This window comes from Streptomyces sp. B5E4 (assembly GCF_039871555.1).
GTDB lineage: Bacteria > Actinomycetota > Actinomycetes > Streptomycetales > Streptomycetaceae > Streptomyces.
On sequence record NZ_JBDPMI010000001.1, the window covers coordinates 371395 to 390671 of the forward strand.

Below are 19277 nucleotides of genomic sequence, written 5' to 3' on the forward strand. Positions count from 1 at the left end.
CCGCGCGTCATGTTCGGAGCAACGTTATCGAGCCACGTCCCGGACGGACCACCGGCTGCTGCCAGTTCGCGACACAGCCGTTACGTGGGCACGCGGCCCGCCGGGCGCCGCCGGGCCCGGGGCGGGCGGTGGCCGACCCTGATCGCTCCGCCGGAGGTCCGGGCGCGCGGGGCGGCGGTACCGGCCCGGTACCGTGGATGTGTGCGGGTTACGGAATAGTCACGCCGTCAAGGTCTTGACGGCGGTAACCATGGCCGTCGAGCCTAGACTTCACAAGTTGTAGGCGATCCGGGTCCCATCGGCGTGGCCCGGGAGGTGGGGGGCCGTCGTGTCGCCCGCCGAACCAGGAGTGGATGGCCGTGGAGACTCCGGGCTCGCAGTCCTCGCTGCACCGGGCAAACCTTGAGCGCGTCGTGCGCGCCGTGCGACTGTCCGGTTCGCTCACGCAGGCGCAGATCGCGCGGAGCACCGGGCTGTCCGCCGCGACGGTCTCCAACATCGTCCGGGAGCTGCAGGAGAGCGGCACGGTCAGCGTCACGCCCACCTCCGCGGGCGGGCGGCGCGCGCGTGCGGTGTCGCTGAGCGGGGACGCCGGGATCGTCGTCGGGGTCGACTTCGGGCACACGCACCTGCGGGTGGCCGTGGGCAACCTGGCGCACCAGGTGCTGGCCGAGGAGTCCGAGCCGATCGACGTGGACGCCTCCGCCACCCAGGGCCTGGACCGCGCGGAGGCGCTGGTGAGCCGCCTGGTGGGGGCCACGGACGTGCCCGCGGACAAGGTCGTCGGCGTCGGCCTCGGGGTGCCCGGGCCGATAGACACCGAGACCGGTGTGCTGGGCTCCACCTCCATCCTGCCGGGCTGGACCGGCACGAACCCGCGTGACGACCTGCAGTCCCGCCTCGGCGTCCCGGTCTACGTCGACAACGACGCGAACCTCGGCGCCCTCGGCGAGCTGGTCTGGGGCAGCGGCCGGGGCGCCAAGGACGTGGCGTACATCAAGGTCGCCAGCGGCGTCGGCGCCGGCCTGGTGATCAACGGCCAGCTCTACCGCGGCCCCGGCGGCACGGCGGGCGAGATAGGCCACATCACGCTGGACGAGTCCGGGCCCGTCTGCCGCTGCGGCAACCGCGGCTGCCTGGAGACCTTCACCGCCGGCCGCTACATCCTCGGCCTGCTGGAGGCCAGCCACGGCCCCGGGCTGACCGTGGAGCGCATGGTGCAGCTCGCGCGGGACGGCGACCCCGGCTGCCGCCGGGTGATCGCCGACGTCGGCCGGCACATCGGCAGCGGCGTGGCCAGCCTGTGCAACCTGCTCAACCCCAGCCGGGTGGTCCTCGGCGGCGACCTCGCCGAGGCCGGGGAGCTGATCCTCCAGCCCATAGGGGAGTCCGTCGCGCGCTACGCGATCCCCAGCGCCGCCCGCCAGCTCGACCTGGCCTCCGGGGCGCTGGGCAGCCGCGCGGAGGTGCTCGGGGCGCTGGCTCTGGTGCTGAGCGAGATGGGCGACCGTTCGATCCTTGACGGCGCCGTGCCGGCCCTCGCCCCCGTTCTCACAGAGGGATGAGTTCACATAGAGAAACCAGGAGATCGTATCCTTCTCGTTAAGCATTTACTTCTTGACGGCATGGTTACGGGCGAGTTGACTACCTCACACCTCGGCCGCGAAGGCGCGGCCACGTCAGGGAGGTTCGACCGTGCACACCTATCTGCGCCGTGCGGCAGTCGCACTGGCCGCCGTAACCATGACCGTCGGCATCGCGGCCTGTGGCAGCGCCGATGAGGCCGACAACGACTCCGACAGCGGCGACAAGAAGAACGACGGGCCGTTGACGATAGGTCTCCTCCTGCCGGAGGACCAGACCGCGCGCTACGAGGACTTCGACCGGCCGCTGATCGAGAAGAAGATCGAAGAGCTGGCCCCCGGCACCAAGGTCATCTACAACAACGCCAAGCAGGACGCGACGACCCAGCAGCAGCAGGTCGACACCATGATCACGCAGGAGGTCGACGCCCTGATCCTGGACGCCGTCGACTACAAGTCGATCGCCTCCGGCGTCAAGGCCGCGGACGAGGCCGGCATCCCCGTCGTCGCCTACGACCGCCTCGCCGAGGGCCCGATCAGCGGGTACACCTCCTTCGACAACAACAAGGTCGGCCAGGTCCAGGCCGAGTCCCTGCTGGAGGCCCTCGGCGACGGAGCCAAGGACGGCGAAGTCGTCATGCTCAACGGCTCCGTCACCGACCCGAACGCCGCGATGTTCAAGGAGGGCGCGCACTCCGTCCTCGACGGCAAGGTCAACGTCGGCAAGGAGTACGACGTCAAGGAGTGGAAGCCGGAGAACGCCAACTCCGACATGAAGGGCGCCATCTCCTCGGTCGGCAAAGACAAGATCATCGGTGTCTACGCCGCCAACGACGGCATGGCGGGCGGCGCCATCACCGCCCTGAAGGCCGCCGACTTCGACCCCCTGCCGCCGGTCACCGGCCAGGACGCGGAGCTGGCGGGCGTGCAGCGCATCGTCACCGGCGAGCAGTACATGAGCGTTTACAAGCCGTACAAGCCGGAGGCCGACGCCGCCGCCGAGATGGCGGTCAAGCTGGCCCGCGGAGAGAAGATCGACTCCGTCGCGACCAGCACCGTGGACAGCGAGTCCGAGCAGGGCGTGCCCGCCGTGCTCATCGACCCGATCGCGCTGACCACGGACAACATCAAGGAGACGGTCGTCAAGGACGGCCTGTGGACGATCGAGGAGATCTGCGCGGGCAAGTTCGCCTCCGCCTGCAAGGACGCCGGCCTGCAGTGAGCCGCTGAGCCGGCCACCAGCCACCCGTGTGCCCGGGGACCCGCCACCCCAACTCCCGCTGCCGGCGGGGCCCCGGGCACCCGGGCCCTCCTCTTGTCCACGCCTATCCCCCTGTAGGAGATGGTTCACGTGTCCGCTACGCCCGTGCTGGCGTTGCGCGGGATCTCGAAGCGGTTCGGTGCCGTCCAGGCACTCACCGACGTCGATCTCGAGGTCCGCGCCGGTGAAGTGGTCGCCCTCGTCGGCGACAACGGCGCCGGAAAGTCCACTCTCGTCAAGACCGTCGCCGGCGTCCACGCCATCGACGACGGCACCATCGAGTGGGGCGGCCGCCCCGTTCGTATCCACAAGCCGCACGACGCCCAGAACCTGGGCATCGCCACCGTCTACCAGGACCTCTCGCTCTGCGACAACCTCGACGTCGTCGGCAACCTCTTCCTCGGCCAGGAGATCCGCACCGTCGGCGTCCTGGACGAGGTCGAGATGGAGCGCCGCTCCCGCGAGCTGCTCACCACCCTGTCCATCCGCATCCCCAGCGTCCGTATCCCCACCGCGTCCCTCTCCGGCGGCCAGCGGCAGACCGTGGCCATCGCCCGCTCGCTCCTCGGCGACCCCAAGCTCGTCATCCTCGACGAGCCCACCGCCGCCCTCGGCGTCGAGCAGACCGCCCAGGTGCTCGACCTCGTCGAGCGGCTGCGCGAGCGCGACCACGCCGTGCTGCTGATCAGCCACAACATGGAGGACGTCAGGGCCGTCGCCGACCGGGTCGCCGTGCTGCGCCTCGGCCGCAACAACGGCGTCTTCGACGTCGCGACCACGACGCAGGAAGAGATCGTCGCCGCCATCACGGGCGCCACGGACAACGCCGTGACGCGCCGCTCGGCGCGCGGAAGTGCGGAGGCATCGAAGTGAGCACCGAGGGGATCGAGAAAGAGGACTCCGCGAAGACCGACCTCGCGAAGTCCACCCCGTCCGCCGACACCCCGGCCGCCGACTCCTCGCCCGGCGTCGCCCAGGGGGCCGTCACCGCCGTCGACCCGCGGCTGCTCGTCCGCGAGCAGGGCTTCGCCGGCTATCTGACCGAGTTCAAGCGCCGTATGCGCGGTGGCGAGCTGGGCTCCGTCCCGGTCATCGTCGGCCTGATCATCATCATGGCGGTCTTCCAGGGTATGGACGACGCCTTCCTGTCCGCGCAGAACCTGTCGAACATCTCCATCGACATCGCCGGGCCCGGACTGATAGCCGTCGGCATCATCTTCGTGCTGCTGCTCGGCGAGATCGACCTGTCGATCGGCTCGGTCAGCGGTCTCGCCGGCGCGGTCTTCGCCGTGCTGGCCGTCCAGGAGGGGATGCCGGAAGTCCCGGCGATCATCCTCGCCGTCCTCGTCGGCACCGCGACCGGCGCCTTCCACGGCTTCTTCTTCGCCCGGATCGGCGTCCCGCCGCTCGTCGTGACCCTCGCCGGCCTGCTCGGCTGGCAGGGCCTGATGCTCTACATCCTGGGCAGCACCGGCACCATCAACCTCGACTCCGACGGCGTGGTCGGCAAGCTCACCACGTACTACTTCAGCGACGTCGCCGCCGCCTACGGGCTCGCGGCGGTCTCCGTCTGCGGCTACTTCGCCGCCGCGTACTTCGGCGCGAAGCGGCGCGAGGCGGCCGGGGTGCCGTCGCGCCCGCTGAGCGAGATCGTGATGCGTACGTCCGTCCTGGCCGTGCTCGCGTTCGTCCCGGCCTACGTGCTGAACCAGTACAAGGGCCTGCCGCTGGCGCTGCTCATCTTCCTCGTCGTGGTCGTCGGCGCGGACTTCGTGCTGCGCCGCACCGGCTTCGGCCGGCGGATCTTCGCCCTGGGGGGCAGCGTCGAGGCCAGCCGCCGGGCGGGCGTCAACGTCGACCTGATGCGGATCGCCGTCTTCTCCGTCTCCGGCACGCTCGCGGCGGTCGGCGGCCTCTTCATGGCCTCCACCATCGCCGCGGCGAACCAGGGCGCGGGGGGCGGCACGCTGCTGATGAACGCCATCGCGGCGGCCGTCATCGGCGGCACCAGCCTCTACGGCGGCCGCGGCAGCAGTTGGTCCGCGCTGCTCGGCGTGCTGGTCATCATGTCCATCCAGTCGGGCCTGGCGCTCAAGGGCATCGACGCGCCGGTGCAGTACATGATCACCGGCTCGGTGCTGCTGGCGGCGGTCGTCATCGACTCCGTCTCCCGCCGCACCCAGAAAACGGCCGGACGCGCCTGACCGGCGTCCCGCCCGCCACCCGCCGCACCCCCGTGCCGACCCCGGCACGGGGGTGTAGCTGTTGCGGTCCTGTGGCATACATCGCACTGTCGGATCAGCGACCGGACATCGGGAACATTAGACTCGACCGGACGTTTCGGGCCCGGCGCGTCCGCGTGGACCGCAGGGCCCGGGGCCGTACGGCCCGAAGGCAGGCTGCGACAGCAAGGAGGCACGGGTGGCACTGCTGGCCCGTATCAAGGGACCGCGCGACCTGGACCGGCTCGGTCCCGAGCAGCTCGACCGGCTGGCCGCGGAGATCCGCACCTTCCTCGTGGAATCCGTCGCCCGCACCGGCGGCCACCTCGGCCCCAACCTCGGGGTGGTGGAGCTGAGCATCGCGCTGCACCGGGTCTTCGAATCGCCCCGCGACCGGGTGCTGTGGGACACCGGGCACCAGTCGTACGTGCACAAGCTGCTCACCGGCCGCCAGGACTTCGGCAAGCTCAAGAAGAAGGGCGGCCTGTCCGGCTACCCCTCGCGGGCCGAGTCCGAGCACGACGTCATCGAGAACAGCCACGCCTCCACCGTCCTCGGCTGGGCCGACGGCCTGGCCAAGGCCAACGAGGTGCGCGGCCGGGACGCCGCCGTCGTCGCGGTCATCGGCGACGGCGCGCTGACCGGCGGCATGGCCTGGGAGGCGCTGAACAACATCGCCGCCGCCCAGGACCGCCCCCTCGTCATCGTCGTGAACGACAACGAGCGCTCGTACGCCCCCACCATCGGCGGCCTCGCGGACCACCTCGCCACCCTGCGCACCACCGACGGCTACGAGCGCTTCCTCGCCCGCGGCAAGGAGCTGCTGGACCGTACGCCCGTCGTCGGCAAGCCGCTGTACGAGACCCTGCACGGCGCCAAGAAGGGGCTGAAGGACTTCATCGCGCCGCAGGGCATGTTCGAAGACCTGGGGCTGAAGTACGTCGGCCCCATCGACGGGCACGACATCGCGGCAGTCGAGTCCGCGCTGCAGCGCGCCCGCCGCTTCGGCGGCCCCGTCATCGTGCACTGCCTGACCGAGAAGGGCCGCGGCTATCTGCCCGCGCGCCAGGACGACGCCGACCAGTTCCACCAGGTCGGCGTCATCCACCCGGACACCGGACTGCCGGTGGCCGCGGGCGGCGCCGACTGGACCTCGGTCTTCGCCGACGAGATGGTACGGATCGGCCATGAGCGCCCCGACGTCGTGGGGATCACGGCCGCGATGATGCGCCCCGTGGGCCTGCAGAAGTTCGCCGAGACCTTCCCCGACCGGGTCTACGACGTGGGCATCGCCGAGCAGCACGCCGCGGTCTCCGCCGCGGGCCTGGCCACGGGCGGGCTGCACCCGGTCTTCGCCGTCTACGCCACGTTCCTCAACCGGGCGTTCGACCAGGTGCTGATGGACGTCGCGCTGCACCGCTGCGGGGTGACCTTCGTCCTGGACCGGGCCGGGGTCACCGGCAGCGACGGCGCCTCCCACAACGGCATGTGGGACATGTCGATCCTCCAGGTCGTCCCCGGGCTGCGGATCGCCGCCCCGCGCGACGCCGACCAGGTACGCGCCCAGTTGCGCGAGGCCGTCGCCGTCGACGACGCCCCGACCGTCGTGCGCTACTCCAAGGGCGCCGTCGGCCCCGCGGTCCCCGCGGTCGGCCGGATCGGCGGCATGGACGTGCTCCACGAGCCGGCGGCCGGCACCGAGGGCGCGGGGCGCCCCGACGTGCTGCTGGTCTCCGTCGGCGCGCTGGCCCCGATGTGTCTGGAGGTCGCCGGGCTGCTCGACAAGCAGGGCATCACGACGACGGTCGTCGACCCCCGCTGGGTCAAACCCGTCGACGCGGCCCTGCCGGCGCTCGCCGAGCGGCACCGCGTGGTCGTCACCGTCGAGGACAACATCCGTACCGGCGGCGTCGGCTCCGCCGTCGCGCAGGCGCTGCGCGACGCGGGCGTGGACATCCCGCTGCGCGATTTCGGCATCCCGGAGCGCTTCCTCGACCACGCCTCCCGCAAGGAGGTCCTGGCGGACATCGGCCTGACGGCCCCGGACATCGCCCGTCAGGTCACCGGCCTGGTCGCCAGGCTCGACCGGCGCGTGGGCGAGGACATCGCGGCCCAGAACACCGGGGACGGCACGGTGTCCGAGGTCGCCAGGGACTGAGCGCACGGCACGGCAGACGAAGGGGCGGCCCGCCCGGCGGGCCGCCCCTTCGGCGAGGGCCGGACTCGGCCAGATCAAGGGGGGCACGCTGTACCCCGTGCTCAACCGGCTGGAGGAGGCCGGGCTGTTGGACGCGGAGTTCCGCGCCGCCGACCGCGGCCCCGGCCGCCGCTACGACAAGCTCACCGCCGAGGGCCGCACCGTCCTCGGCGAACAGGGCCGGCTCTGGCTCGCGTTCGACGAGTCCGTACGCGAACTGCTCGGCAAGGGGGGAGTCGCATGACGCCCGGACACGGGCAAGGGACGGGCACCGGCGAGGCGGCCGGGGGCACGGACACCACGGCCGCCGGTTATCTCGGCGAGCTCTCCGCCCGGCTGCGTGCCGCCGGGATGCCGCAGGACCGGGTGGCGGCCACCGTCGCCGACGTCCGGGCGTATCTCGCGGAGTCCGGGACTTCGGCGGAGGCCGAGTTCGGCCCGGTGGACGACTTCGCCGCGCAGCTCACCGGGGACGGCGGGCCGGCGGATCCGCCGCAGGAGGCGGCCGAGGAGTGGCGCTGGAGCGCCGGCACGTCGGTCGACGAGCGGCTGCTGAACGAGTACGGCGAGCAGGGCTGGGAACTGGTCCGCGTCGACGCCGCCGGCCGGTTCGTCAGCCGTCGCGACAAGGGCGGCCCGCAGGGCTGGGAGTACCGCAGGGAGGCGGTGCTCGGGGACCGGGACCGGGACCGGGTCGAGGCGCGGCTCGCGCCGGACGGCTGGGAGGCGTGCGGGACATGGGTGATGTACGCGTGGTTCAAGCGCCCCCGCGCGGCCAGCCTCGGCCCGGCGGCCGACCTGGCGGCGGTACCGCCCCCACCCGCACGCACGGTCTTCGTCACCTGGCGGCTGTACGCCGTCCTGGCGCTGGTCGCGGTCGCCGTGGCGGCGGCCGGGATCTACGAGGCGCTCGACGCGGGAGCTGCGGGGGAGGGGCTGAGCAGCGCGTCCGGCACGCTGGCCGGCGGTGTCGTCGGCGTGCTCGCCGTGCTGCTGCCGTTCGCCGGCTACGCGGCGTGGCGCAACCGCCGCAGGCGCTGACCCGCCCGCGGCGGCACGACGCGGGGCGGGCGATGAGGGCGGGGCGGCCCACGGCGCCGCGCGGGGCCGCTCGCGTGCGAGGCGTGCGGCACGCCGCTCCGCGCGCTACGGCCGTACCGTGCGCGGGCCCGCGGTGGCCGCTCCGTGACGGTGGACGCGCTCGCGCAGCGCGCGGTCCGCCGTGACCACCAGCACGCGGCGCTCCGGGTCCCGCTCGGCCGCCTCCGCGACGACCTCCACGATCCGGTCGTCCCCGCTGCCGTCCGCCGCCACGACCCGTACCCCCGGGACCTCCGCCACCCCACGGGCCGCGCCCTCCACGACGAGCACCACCTCCACCGGCCCCGGCAGCCCCGCCACGCCCGCCGAGGCGTACGGCACGAGCCCGTCGCGCAGCCGCTCCGCCGCCCCGCGCCGGTCGCGCCACCAGCCGTCGGGCACCGACCCGACGACGTTGGCGGCGTCCACGACGAGCAGGGGCAGGGATCGGTCCATGCCGACCAGCCTCCCACGCCCGTACGACACACCCGTGCCCCGGCCGCACACCGGCGGCCGGGGCACGGGTGACGCAGCGCTACTCCGGAACGCTCGCCACGCCCGGCGCCAGGAACCGGCCGCCCGTGACGCGCTCGCTGACGCCCGCCCGGTCCAGGTACGGCGTGATCCCGCCCAGGTGGAACGGCCAGCCCGCGCCGGTGATCAGGCACAGGTCGACGTCCTGTGCCTCGGCCACGACGCCCTCGTCCAGCATCAGCCGGATCTCCTGCGCGATGGCGTCCAGGGCCCGGTCGCGTACCTGCTCCTCCGTCAGCACCGTGTCGCCGATCTGGAAGAGCGCCGCCACCTCCGGGTCCAGCTCCGGCTTGCCGGAGTCATGGACGTACAGCGTCCGCTTCCCCGCCTCCACGACCCGGCCCAGGTTCGCCGACTGTGCGAAGCGGTCCGGGAACGCCGCGGCCAGGGTCCCCGCGACGTGGTGGGCGACCGCGGGGCCGACCAGGTCCAGCAGCACGATCGGCGACATCGGCAGCCCCAGCGGCGCCAGCGCCCTGTCCGCGACCTCCACCGGCGTGCCCTCGTCGACGGCGCCCAGCACCTCGCCCATGAAGCGGGTCAGGATGCGGTTGACGACGAACGCCGGGGCGTCCTTGACCAGCACCGCCGACTTCTTCAGCTTCTTGGCGACGGCGAACGCCGTGGCCAGCGAGGCGTCGTCGGTGTCCGCGGCCCGTACGATCTCCAGCAGCGGCAGGATCGCGACCGGGTTGAAGAAGTGGAAGCCGACGACCCGCTCGGGGTGCTTGAGCCCGGCGGCCATCTCCGTCACCGACAGGGACGAGGTGTTCGTCGCGAGGATCGCCGTCGGCGGGAGGACCTCCTCCAGTTCGGCGAAGATCCGCTGCTTGAGGGAGAGTTCCTCGAAGACCGCCTCGATGACGAAGTCGGCGTCGGCGAACGCCGCGGCGTTGTCGAGCGACCCGGTGACCAGCGCCTTGAGCCGGTTGGCCGCGTCCTGGTTCACCCGGCCCTTCAGCAGCAGCATGTCGATCTGCTCGTGGACCCAGCCCACGCCCTTGTCGATGCGCTCCTGGTCGATGTCCGTGAGCACGACGGGCACTTCGAGCCGCCGGGCGAACAGCAGCGCCAACTGCGAGGCCATCAGCCCGGCGCCGACCACGCCGACCTTGGTGACCGGCCGGGCGAGGCTCTTGTCCGGCGCCCCGGCGGGCCGCTTGGCGCGCCGCTGCACGAGGTTGAAGGCGTAGATCCCGGCCCGCAGCTCGCCGCCCATGATCAGGTCGGCCAGCGCCTCGTCCTCGGCGGCGAAGCCCTGCCGCAGGTCGCCGTTCTTCGCCGCGGCCATGATGTCCAGCGCCCGGTACGCCGCGGGGGCGGCGCCGTGCACCTTGTCGTCGGCGACGGCGCGACCGCGCTCGATCGCCGCGTCCCACGCCTCGCCGCGGTCGATGTCGGGGCGTACGACCTCCAGTTCACCGCCGAGGACGGCGGCGGTCCAGGCGAGGGACTGCTCCAGGAAGTCGGCGCCCTCGAAGATCGCGTCGGCGATGCCCAGGTCGTAGACCTGCTTGCCCTTGAGCTGCCGGTTCTGGTTGAGGCTGTTCTCGATCACGACGGTGACCGCGCGGTCCGCGCCGATCAGGTTCGGCAGCAGCGTGCAGCCGCCCCAGCCCGGCACCAGCCCGAGGAAGACCTCCGGCAGCGAGAACGCGGGCACGGCGGTGGAGACGGTGCGGTACGTGCAGTGCAGCCCGATCTCGACGCCGCCGCCCATCGCGGCGCCGTTGTAGTACGCGAACGTCGGCACGGCGAGGTCGGCCAGCCGCTTGAACACCTCGTGCCCGCCGCGCCCGATGGCCAGCGCCTCGTCGCGCTGCCCGAGCACCTCGACGCCCTTGAGGTCGGCGCCGACGGCGAAGATGAACGGCTTGCCGGTGACGCCGACGCCGACGATCCCGCCCTCCGCGGCCTCCTTCTCGACCTGGTCGAGCGCGGCGTCGAGGCCCGCGAGCGACTGCGGGCCGAAGGTGGTCGGCTTGGTGTGGTCGAAGCCGTTGTCCAGGGTGATCAGCGCGAACCGGCCCGCGCCGCCGGGCAGATCGAGGTGGCGTACGTGCGCCTGCGTCACGACCTCGTCGGGGAAGCGCTCGGCCGCGCCCTTGAGAAGTTCCACGGTGCTGCTGCTCACTTGCCTGCCCCCTCGAAGTGCGGGTTCTCCCAGATGACCGTGCCGCCCATGCCGAAGCCGACGCACATGGTGGTGATGCCGTACCGCACCTGCGGCTGCTCCTCGAACTGCCGGGCCAGTTGCGTCATCAGCCGGACGCCGGAGGAGGCGAGGGGGTGGCCGAAGGCGATGGCGCCGCCGTACCGGTTGACGCGGGGGTCGTCGTCGGCGATGCCGAAGTGGTCCAGGAACGCCAGCACCTGCACGGCGAACGCCTCGTTGATCTCGAACAGGCCGATGTCGGCGATGCCGAGGCCCGCCTTGGCGAGCGCCTTCTCGGTGGACGGGATCGGGCCGACGCCCATCACCTCGGGCTCCACGCCGGCGAAGGCGAACGACACGAGCCGCATCTTCACCGGCAGCCCGGCCGCGCGCGCCACGTCCTCGGCGGCGATGAGGGAGGCGGTGGCGCCGTCGTTGAGCCCGGCGGCGTTGCCCGCGGTGACCCGGCCGTGGGCGCGGAAGGGGGTCTTCAGCGCGGCGAGGTTCGCCAGCGTGGTGCCCGGGCGCATCGGCTCGTCCTGCGTGGCCAGGCCCCAGCCGGTCTCGCCGGCCGACCCCGCGGCGGAGCCGCTGTCGGATGCGGTGGTGCGGCGGACGGAGATGGGCACCAGGTCGGCCTGGATCCGCCCGTTCGCGTACGCCTTGGCGGCCTTCTCCTGCGAGTGCACCGCGTACTCGTCGGCGCGGGCCTTGGTCAGGTGCGGGAAGCGGTCGTGCAGGTTCTCCGCGGTCATGCCCATGAAGAGGGCGGACTCGTCCACGAGCTTCTCGGAGACGAACCGCGGGTTGGGGTCCACGGCCTCGCCCATCGGGTGCCGGCCCATGTGCTCGACGCCGCCGGCGAGGGCGATGTCGTACGCGCCGAAGGCGGTGGAGGCGGCGGTCGTCGTCACGGCGGTCATGGCGCCGGCGCACATCCGGTCGATGGAGTACCCGGGCACGGTCGGCGGCAGTCCGGCGAGGATGCCGGCGGTGCGGCCGATGGTCAGGCCCTGGTCGCCGATCTGGGTGGTGGCGGCGATGGCGACGTCGTCGACGGCGGCGGGGTCGAGGGCGGGGTTGCGGCGCAGCAGCTCGCGGATGCACTTGACGACGAGGTCGTCGGCGCGGGTCTCGTGGTAGATGCCCTTCGGGCCCGCTTTGCCGAACGGGGTCCGGACGCCGTCGACGAAGACGACGTCCCTTGCGGTACGAGGCACGGGCTCTCCTCCGGAGGGGATGCGGGTTCTCCGGGCCATGCTACTCGTGGGTAACAGAAGGTGCCCAGGGGGCACCCGAAGGTGTGCCTCACGCCACGCCTCCGGCCGCGTCCTGCCGGGTGCCTCAGTCGCCGACCGCTGCCGTCAGGAGGGGGGTGACCTGCTCGATCTGCCAGCGGCGGGCGCCCAGGTCGGCCAGGGCCGCCGCCACCGACTCCTCCGTGGGGTCCTTCGGCGGCTCCCAGCAGACCCGGCGCACCGTGTCCGGCGCGATCAGGTTCTCCTGCGGCAGGCCCAGCTCCTCCGCGCGCGCCGTCACCGCCGCACGCGCCGCCGACAGCCGCGCCGCCGCGGCCGGGTCCTTGTCCGCCCACGCGCGCGGCGGCGGCGGGCCGTTCAGCGGCAGCCCCGGCTGCGGCAGCTCGGACTCCGGCAGCGCGCGGGCGCGCTCCACCGCCGAGAGCCACTGCTCCAGTTGCCGCCGGCCCATGCGGTGCCCGAAGCCCGGCAGCGCGGCCAGCGCCCGCGTGGACGTCGGCATCGCGAGCGCGGCCTCCACGATGGCGGTGTCCGCGAGCACCTTGCCCGGCGAGATGTCGCGCCGCTGCGCGATGCGGTCCCGGGCCGTCCACAGCTCCCGTACGGTGCCGAGCTGCCGCCGGCGCCGTACCTTGTGCATGCCCGACGTACGCCGCCAGGGGTCCCGGCGCGGCTCCGGCGGGGGCGCCGCGGCGATCGCCGCGAACTCCTCCTCCGCCCAGCGCAGCTTCCCCTGCGCCGTCAGCTCCTCGACCAGCGCGTCGCGCAGATCCACCAGCAGCTCGACATCGAGCGCGGCGTAGCGCAGCCACGGCTCGGGCAGCGGCCGGGTCGACCAGTCGACGGCGGAGTGGCCCTTCTCCAGCGCGTACCCGAGGACGTTCTCGACCATCGCGCCGAGACCGACCCGGGGGAAGCCCGCCAGCCGCCCCGCCAGCTCCGTGTCGAACAGCGCGCCAGGACGCATGCCTATCTCGGCGAGACAGGGCAGATCCTGGGTCGCGGCGTGCAGAACCCATTCCGCATCGCCGATCGCCGCCGCGAGGCCCGAGAGGTCCGGACAGGCCACCGGGTCGATCAGCGCCGAGCCCGCGCCCTCCCGGCGCAACTGCACGAGGTAGGCCCGCTGCCCGTAGCGGTAGCCGCTGGCGCGCTCCGCGTCGATGGCGACCGGGCCGCGGCCCGCGGCGAACGCGCGGACGACGTCGGCGAGCGCCTCGGGGTCCTCGGTGACGGGCGGAATGCCCTCACGGGGATCGAGAAGGGGGACCGGCGCCGATCCGGAAGTCGGTGCTCCGGGTGCGGGGAGTCTGTCCTCTGCTGCGGTCTCTTGGGCGTCGGTCACGTGTCAAGGGTATCTGTGAGTCGTGCACGACAGCGCCCGTCGACGGAACGTTACGTCGACGGGCGCCGCGCGGCTGCCGGGAGAGGGCCCGTCACCGGGCCCCGGTCAGTGGATGATGCCGGTCCGCAGTGCCACCGCCACCATGCCGGCGCGGTCGCCCGTGCCGAGCTTGCGCGCGATGCGGGCGAGGTGGCTTTTGACGGTCAGCGCGGACAGTCCCATCGAGACGCCGATGGCCTTGTTCGACTGGCCCTCCGCCACCAGCCGCAGCACCTCGACCTCCCGGCCGGACAGCTCGCGGTAGCCGCCGGGGTGTCCGGGCGGACCGGAGTTGCCGCCGGCACCGGGGGAACCCGGTGGGCGGCGGTGGTGCAGCCGGCCGGCGGCGGCGCCGATGTGCGCGGCGTTGGGGCGGGTGGGCAGGCCCATGCCGGTGCGGGTGCCGGTGACGACGTAGCCCCGGACGCCGCCCGCGAGGGCGTTGCGTACGGCGCCGATGTCGTCGGCGGCGGAGAGCGCGAGGCCGTTGGGCCAGCCCGCGGAGCGCGCCTCGGAGAGCAGCGTGAGGCCGGAGCCGTCGGGCAGGTGGACGTCGGCGACGCAGATGTCGCGGGGGTTGGCGATCCGGGGGCGGGCCTCCGCGACGGACGACGCCTCGATCACGTCGCGCACGCCCAGCGCCCACAGGTGGCGGGTGACGGTCGAGCGCACGCGGGGGTCGGCCACGACGACCATGGCCGTCGGCTTGTTGGGGCGGTAGGCGACCAGGCTTGTGGGTTGCTCGAGGAGAACAGACACCAGGTCCCTCCAGACGGTGTGCGGGGACGGGGCCGGCTGGGAGAGCCGGGACGTTCCGTGTCGCGTACGGGGCGCGTACGGAAGGTCTCTCACGTCTTCGGCAAAAGCCCGGAGCGGCTTTAGGCAATGATCACGAATGAGTGGAGGAAAAAACGGACAATTCGGATGAGCGATCGACTGCGGGGCACGCGGCCGGTCGCGGCCGTCCGGCAGGGCGCGTACGGCCCCGCAGCCCTGCTGAGCCCGTACGTCCCGACTGCCCCGCCGCGCGCTCCTGCCCGCGTGCGGCCCCGCCCTCGGCCCCCGCGCTCAGCGCCGGCGCGAGCCGCGGCGCTGCGGCAGCGGCACGATCGGTGCGGTGTCCGGCTCCGGCGCCGCGGGCGGCGCGGCCGCCGGCGGCAGGCCCGCGCACTGGCACAGCATCTCCACCCACGCCGCCAGGTGCGCCGCCGCGTCCGGGGCGCCGTCCCCGGCCGCGCGCGACGGCTGCGGCGTCCAGGACGCCCGGATCTCGATCTTCGTCGTCGTGCCGCGCTCCGCGAGCCCGCCGAAGTGGTGCGAGGACGCGCGCGTGACCGTGCCGCTGGGCTCGCCGTAGCCCAGGCCGCGGGTGTCCAGCGCGCCGGTCAGCCAGGACCAGCACACCTCCGGCAGCAGCGGGTCCGCGGCCATCTCCGGCTCCAGCTCCGCGCGCAGCAGCGTGACGAAGCGGAACGTACCGCGCCAGGTGTCCTGCCCGTCCGGGTCGTGCAGCAGCACCAGCCGGCCGTCGGCGGGCTCGACGTCCTCCGTCGCGCCCTCCTCGATGTCCGCCTCCAGGGCATACGCGAACGGGGCGATGCCCCGCGGGGCACGCGTCGCCTGCAAGGTCACCTCGGGGCGTACCACAGCGGAGTCGAGCGCCTCGACGGCCCGCCGGAACGGGGGCGGCAGTGCTCCGCCCCCCGGCCGGCCGTCCGGGGGTCCATCGGGTTCGTCGACGAGGTGTCCAGGAGCCGCAACCATGCCCGGAAGACTAGGGGGCGCGGCGCGCAGAAGCGCTGCGGGACACCCGGGTGGCCGGATCTCGCCTCCCACGCGCGTGCGAAGATGCAGGGGTGAGTGCCGACAGCGCCCCCCGCCCCTCCGTCACGTCCGTCGCCGGTGCCGCTTCCGCGGCCACCGCCCCCGCGGGACCGGCCGCCGACTCCGCGTTCCTGCGCGCGTGCCGGCGCGAGCCCGTGCCGCACACACCCGTGTGGTTCATGCGCCAGGCGGGCCGTTCGCTGCCCGAGTACCGGCGGCTGCGCGAGGGCATCGCCATGCTCGACTCGTGCCGGCGGCCCGACCTCGTCACCGAGATCACACTGCAGCCCGTACGGCGGCACGGTGTGGACGCCGCGATCTTCTTCAGCGACATCGTCGTGCCGCTCAAGGCCATCGGCGTCGACCTCGACATCAAACCGGGCGTCGGGCCCGTCGTCGCCCAGCCGATCCGCAGCCGCGCGGACCTCGCGCGGCTGCGCCCGCTGGAGCCCGACGACGTGTCGTACGTGGCCGAGGCCGTGGGCATGCTGACCGCGGAGCTGGGCGCGACGCCGCTCATCGGCTTCGCCGGGGCGCCCTTCACGCTGGCCAGTTACCTGGTCGAGGGCGGTCCTTCGCGCAACCACGAGCACACCAAGGCGATGATGTACGGCGCGCCGGAGCTGTGGTCCGAGCTGGTCGGCCGGCTCGCGGGCATCACGGCGGCGTTCCTGCGGGTGCAGATCGAGGCCGGCGCCTCCGCCGTGCAGCTCTTCGACTCCTGGGCGGGCGCGCTGGCCCCCGCCGACTACCGGCGCGCGGTGCTGCCCGCGTCGGCGGAGGTCTTCGCGGCGGTCGCGGAGTACGGCGTGCCGCGGATCCACTTCGGCGTCGGCACCGGTGAGCTGCTGTCCGCGATGGGCGAGGCGGGCGCCGACGTCGTGGGCGTCGACTGGCGGGTGCCGCTGGACGAGGCGGCGCGCCGCGTCGGCCCCGGCAGGGCGCTGCAGGGCAACCTCGACCCGGCGGTGCTCTTCGCGCCCCGCCCGGCGATGGAGGCCAAGGCCGGTGAGGTGCTTGAGGCGGCGGCGGGGCTGGAGGGGCACGTGTTCAACCTCGGCCACGGCGTGCTCCCGACGACGGACCCGGACGCGCTGACGCGGCTCGTGGAGTACGTGCACGAGTCCTCGGCCCGCTGACACCCCCGCCGGCCGGTCCGCCCGTACGGCCCCGTGCGGGCCCCGGTCCGCAACACCCCGCTATCACGGCCGCGTTCGGAAAGATAGGGCTGGCGCCCCGTGCCCCCGATCGCGTAGAACACCGCCATGTGGGTGTGCTTCGCGCTCGTCGCCTGGGCGGCCGCGCTGCTGACGTGCGGGCGCCTCGTCCTCGTCGGTTCCGTCGCCGCGGCACAGCCGGAGCCCGAGCCGGCGCACGTCCGCGGGGCGCGTGAGCTGACCCTGTACGAGGCCGCCTTCCTCGCCGGCGGGCCGCGGCGGGTCGTGGACGTCACCCTGGTGTCGCTGGCGCGGGAGCGGCGGCTGCTGCTCGCCCACACCGGCTGGGCGACCGTCGTGGCACCCGAGGGGCGCGACGACGTCGAGCGCGCGGTGATCGCCGCCGCCGGGTCCGGCGGGCAGAACACGATTCCGGCCATCCGCGCCGCAGCCCGCTCCGCCGACGTACTGCGCGATCTGGACGACGGCCTCGCCGTGGCCGGGCTCGCTGTGCCCGCGCCGATCCGGTCCGCCGTGCGCGCCGCGGTGCGGCACGTACGCATCGCGGGGGTGGTGGTGCTCGGCGCCGGGACGGCCGCGCTGGCGCTGCAGCCGCCGGCGCAGGAGCCGATCGCGGGCTGGTTCGTGCTGCCGCTGATACTGGTCTGCGGCTGTCTGGCGATAGCCCGGCTGGAGGTCGGCGAGTACACGCGCTGGGCCACGCCCGACGGCCGCGGGCTGCTCGCCACCCTCGACGAGGCGGACTCGCTGCTCACCGACCTCGCCGTACGGGGGCCCGCCGCGCTGCCCGACCCGGAGATGCGCGCCGCGCTCGCGCGGTAGGCCGACGCGCCGCGACACCCCCGCCGGGGTCCTTTACATCAGCAACTCCGCCGAGAATTATCACTTTTACCCTCCTTTCTCCCCGCCGCGTACGCCGCATCGAGCGGCGGTTCGCCACGCCTCATCGCGCCTCGTCACGCCGGAAGGGCCCTTCGTGAGAGCAGCAGTGCTGTACGGAATCCTCGGTTCGCTCGCTCTCACCGGCCTCGCCGCGGCCCCCGCCGCCGACGCCGCCCGCTCCGGGACCGCCGTCCCCGTGTCCCGGGCGGCCGGAGGACCCGAGGCCCGCGGGGTCGCCGTCGCCGCCGCCCGCGCCGCCGAGGCCGGCGTCGAGTACGGCCCCTGTCCGGCGGCGGAGGGGCTGCCGGCGCCCATCGAGTGCGGCACCGTCGCCGTCCCGCTGGACTACGCGAAGCCCGGCGGCCGGCAGCTCAAGCTCACCGTCAGCCACATCGGTGCCACAGGGCCGCGCGCCGAGCGGCAGGGCAAGCTCGTCTTCAACCCCGGCGGCCCCGGCGGCTCCGGCACGTACTTCCCGCTGCTGAGCAGGTCCCCGGAGTGGCGGCGGCTGGCCGAGGCGTACGACTTCGTCGGCTACGCGCCGCGCGGCGTCGCAAGCTCCGGCGCTCTCTCCTGTCAGAACCCCGACGAGTTCCTGAAAGCGCCGTCGAACACCTCCGAGCGCCCCTCGGAGCGCGAGAAGCGGGCCCGTATCGAGAAGGCGCGGGCGTACGCCGACGGCTGCGCGAAGATCACGGGCCTGCGGCACTACACGTCGCTCAACAACGCCCGCGACCTCGACGTGCTGCGCGCCGCGCTCGGCGAGCGCAAGCTCACCTACCTCGGCGCCTCCTACGGCACCTACTTCGGCAGCCTGTACGCCGCGCTCTACCCCGACCACGTGCGCCGCATGGTCTTCGACAGCCCGGTCGACCCCGACCCGCCGCAGATCTGGTACGGCAACAACCTGCGCCAGTCCGCCGCTTTCGAAGAGCGCTGGACCGACTGGCAGCGGTGGGTCGCCAGGCACGACGACGTCTACCACCTCGGCCGCACCCGGTGGGAGGTGGCGGCCGCGTACGGGCGGGCCCGCGAGATGATCGAGAAGGAGCCGGCCGGCGGACGGGTCGGCACCGCCCAGATGCAGGCGGGCTTCCTGCGGGCGGCGTACGCCGACGGGTACTGGGCACCGGCCGCCACCGCGCTCGCGGACTACCTGGACGGCAGGCCGAAGACGCTGGTGGAGTTCGCGGCCGACGATCCGTCGGACAACAGGGCGGAGGAGAACGGCAACGCCGTCTACACCGCCGTCGAGTGCAACGACGCGCCCTGGCCCACGGACTGGGAGACCTGGGACCGCGACAACAGCCGGCTCGCGCGTGTGGCGCCCTTCGAGACGTGGGAGAACGCCTGGATGAACCTTCCGTGCGCGTTCTGGTCCGGCCCACGGCAGCGGCCCCTCGACGTCCGCACCGCCGCCGGCGAACTGCCGCCGCTGCTCCTTCTGGCCGCCGAGCGGGACGCGGCCACGCCGTACGACGGCGCGCGGGAACTCGCGCGGCGGCTGGGCGGCTCGGACCTGGTGACGGAGAAGGACGCCGGGTCGCACGGGCTCGCCGGCGGCGAGAACGCCTGCGTCAACAAGCACGTCGACACGTACCTGCTGACGGGCCGCACGCCCGGCGACGCGACCTGCGCACCGCACCCGGAGCCGAAGGCGAAGCGGGGCGGGAAGCGGTCCGTGGCGCCGGGGACGGGCGGCCCGGCGGTCGGCTGAG

Annotated in this window: 15 protein-coding genes and 1 pseudogene; 10 read left to right on the forward strand and 6 right to left on the reverse strand. The window is 73.5% G+C overall.

The features are described 5' to 3' along the window. Nucleotides 1-359: 359 nt before the first annotated feature. The 7 genes and pseudogenes from ABGA99_RS01485 (at nt 360) to ABGA99_RS01515 (ending at nt 8304) form a co-directional block, all read left to right on the forward strand. The gene (locus tag ABGA99_RS01485) at nt 360-1565 is read left to right on the forward strand and encodes an ROK family transcriptional regulator (RefSeq protein WP_347576134.1); all 1206 of its coding nucleotides are present in this window, start codon (nt 360-362) and stop codon (nt 1563-1565) included. Between the two features lie 130 nt (nt 1566-1695). Continuing rightward, nucleotides 1696-2805: a sugar ABC transporter substrate-binding protein gene (locus tag ABGA99_RS01490; RefSeq protein WP_347576073.1), complete on the forward strand. Its 1110-nt coding sequence runs from the start codon at nt 1696-1698 to the stop codon at nt 2803-2805. 120 nt (nt 2806-2925) lie between these two features. Next, complete coding sequence (locus ABGA99_RS01495; RefSeq protein ID WP_347576072.1) at nt 2926-3717, forward strand: ATP-binding cassette domain-containing protein; 792 nt, start codon at nt 2926-2928, stop codon at nt 3715-3717. Then, on the forward strand, nt 3714-5048 hold the full coding sequence (locus ABGA99_RS01500; protein WP_347576071.1) for a sugar ABC transporter permease: 1335 nt from the start codon (nt 3714-3716) through the stop codon (nt 5046-5048). Before ABGA99_RS01495 ends, ABGA99_RS01500 begins: the two co-directional genes overlap by 4 nt. A 217-nt stretch (nt 5049-5265) precedes the next feature. Beyond that, nucleotides 5266-7224 carry a 1-deoxy-D-xylulose-5-phosphate synthase gene (dxs, locus tag ABGA99_RS01505; protein ID WP_347581990.1) on the forward strand — a complete coding sequence of 653 codons (1959 nt, stop codon included), beginning with the start codon at nt 5266-5268 and terminating at the stop codon, nt 7222-7224. Between the two features lie 58 nt (nt 7225-7282). Further along, a pseudogene (locus tag ABGA99_RS01510) lies at nt 7283-7507 on the forward strand (PadR family transcriptional regulator); the annotation flags it as partial. After that, nucleotides 7504-8304: a transmembrane domain-containing protein gene (locus tag ABGA99_RS01515; protein WP_347581991.1), complete on the forward strand. Its 801-nt coding sequence runs from the start codon at nt 7504-7506 to the stop codon at nt 8302-8304. The pseudogene ABGA99_RS01510 and the gene ABGA99_RS01515, both read left to right, overlap by 4 nt. A gap of 105 nt (nt 8305-8409) precedes the next feature. On the opposite strand, the gene ABGA99_RS01520 is transcribed toward ABGA99_RS01515, so the two are convergent. The 6 genes from ABGA99_RS01520 to ABGA99_RS01545 form a co-directional block, all read right to left on the reverse strand. Next, on the reverse strand, nt 8410-8799 hold the full coding sequence (locus ABGA99_RS01520) for an NTP pyrophosphohydrolase (protein ID WP_347576068.1): 390 nt from the start codon (nt 8797-8799) through the stop codon (nt 8410-8412). 79 nt (nt 8800-8878) lie between these two features. Continuing rightward, entirely contained in the window at nt 8879-11011 is a 2133-nt protein-coding gene (locus ABGA99_RS01525; RefSeq protein WP_347581992.1) for a 3-hydroxyacyl-CoA dehydrogenase NAD-binding domain-containing protein, read from the reverse strand. Then, on the reverse strand, nt 11008-12252 hold the full coding sequence (locus ABGA99_RS01530; RefSeq protein ID WP_347581993.1) for an acetyl-CoA C-acyltransferase: 1245 nt from the start codon (nt 12250-12252) through the stop codon (nt 11008-11010). The genes ABGA99_RS01525 and ABGA99_RS01530 overlap by 4 nt, the downstream gene beginning before the upstream one ends. A 124-nt stretch (nt 12253-12376) precedes the next feature. Continuing rightward, nucleotides 12377-13636, reverse strand: a complete 1260-nt coding sequence (locus ABGA99_RS01535; protein WP_347576065.1) for an HRDC domain-containing protein — start codon at nt 13634-13636, stop codon at nt 12377-12379. A 105-nt stretch (nt 13637-13741) separates the two neighbouring features. Next, nucleotides 13742-14434, reverse strand: a complete 693-nt coding sequence (locus tag ABGA99_RS01540; RefSeq protein ID WP_101420844.1) for a response regulator transcription factor — start codon at nt 14432-14434, stop codon at nt 13742-13744. Nucleotides 14435-14743: 309 nt separating this feature from the next. Then, on the reverse strand, nt 14744-15439 hold the full coding sequence (locus ABGA99_RS01545; RefSeq protein WP_347581994.1) for a DUF3000 domain-containing protein: 696 nt from the start codon (nt 15437-15439) through the stop codon (nt 14744-14746). 191 nt (nt 15440-15630) lie between these two features. Between ABGA99_RS01545 and hemE the strand changes: the two genes are divergently transcribed. The 3 genes from hemE to ABGA99_RS01560 all read left to right on the forward strand — a co-directional run bounded on the left by hemE (nt 15631) and on the right by ABGA99_RS01560 (nt 19276). Then, nucleotides 15631-16638, forward strand: a complete 1008-nt coding sequence (hemE, locus tag ABGA99_RS01550) for a uroporphyrinogen decarboxylase (RefSeq protein ID WP_347576133.1) — start codon at nt 15631-15633, stop codon at nt 16636-16638. A 126-nt stretch (nt 16639-16764) separates the two neighbouring features. Next, nucleotides 16765-17499 carry a TIGR04222 domain-containing membrane protein gene (locus tag ABGA99_RS01555; RefSeq protein ID WP_347581995.1) on the forward strand — a complete coding sequence of 245 codons (735 nt, stop codon included), beginning with the start codon at nt 16765-16767 and terminating at the stop codon, nt 17497-17499. Nucleotides 17500-17653: 154 nt separating this feature from the next. Then, entirely contained in the window at nt 17654-19276 is a 1623-nt protein-coding gene (locus ABGA99_RS01560) for an alpha/beta hydrolase (protein ID WP_347581996.1), read from the forward strand. The last annotated feature ends 1 nt before the right edge of the window (nt 19277 follow it).

What these genes read in the sequence shown, in the direction of transcription:
- ABGA99_RS01495 (WP_347576072.1), top strand. Translation starts at nt 2,926, where the DNA reads ATGGTTCACGTGTCCGCTACGCCCGTGCTGGCGTTGCGCGGGATCTCG.
- ABGA99_RS01515 (WP_347581991.1), top strand. Translation starts at nt 7,504, where the DNA reads ATGACGCCCGGACACGGGCAAGGGACGGGCACCGGCGAGGCGGCCGGG.
- ABGA99_RS01520 (WP_347576068.1), bottom strand. Translation starts at nt 8,799, where the DNA reads ATGGACCGATCCCTGCCCCTGCTCGTCGTGGACGCCGCCAACGTCGTC.
- ABGA99_RS01545 (WP_347581994.1), bottom strand. Translation starts at nt 15,439, where the DNA reads ATGGTTGCGGCTCCTGGACACCTCGTCGACGAACCCGATGGACCCCCG.
- ABGA99_RS01555 (WP_347581995.1), top strand. Translation starts at nt 16,765, where the DNA reads ATGTGGGTGTGCTTCGCGCTCGTCGCCTGGGCGGCCGCGCTGCTGACG.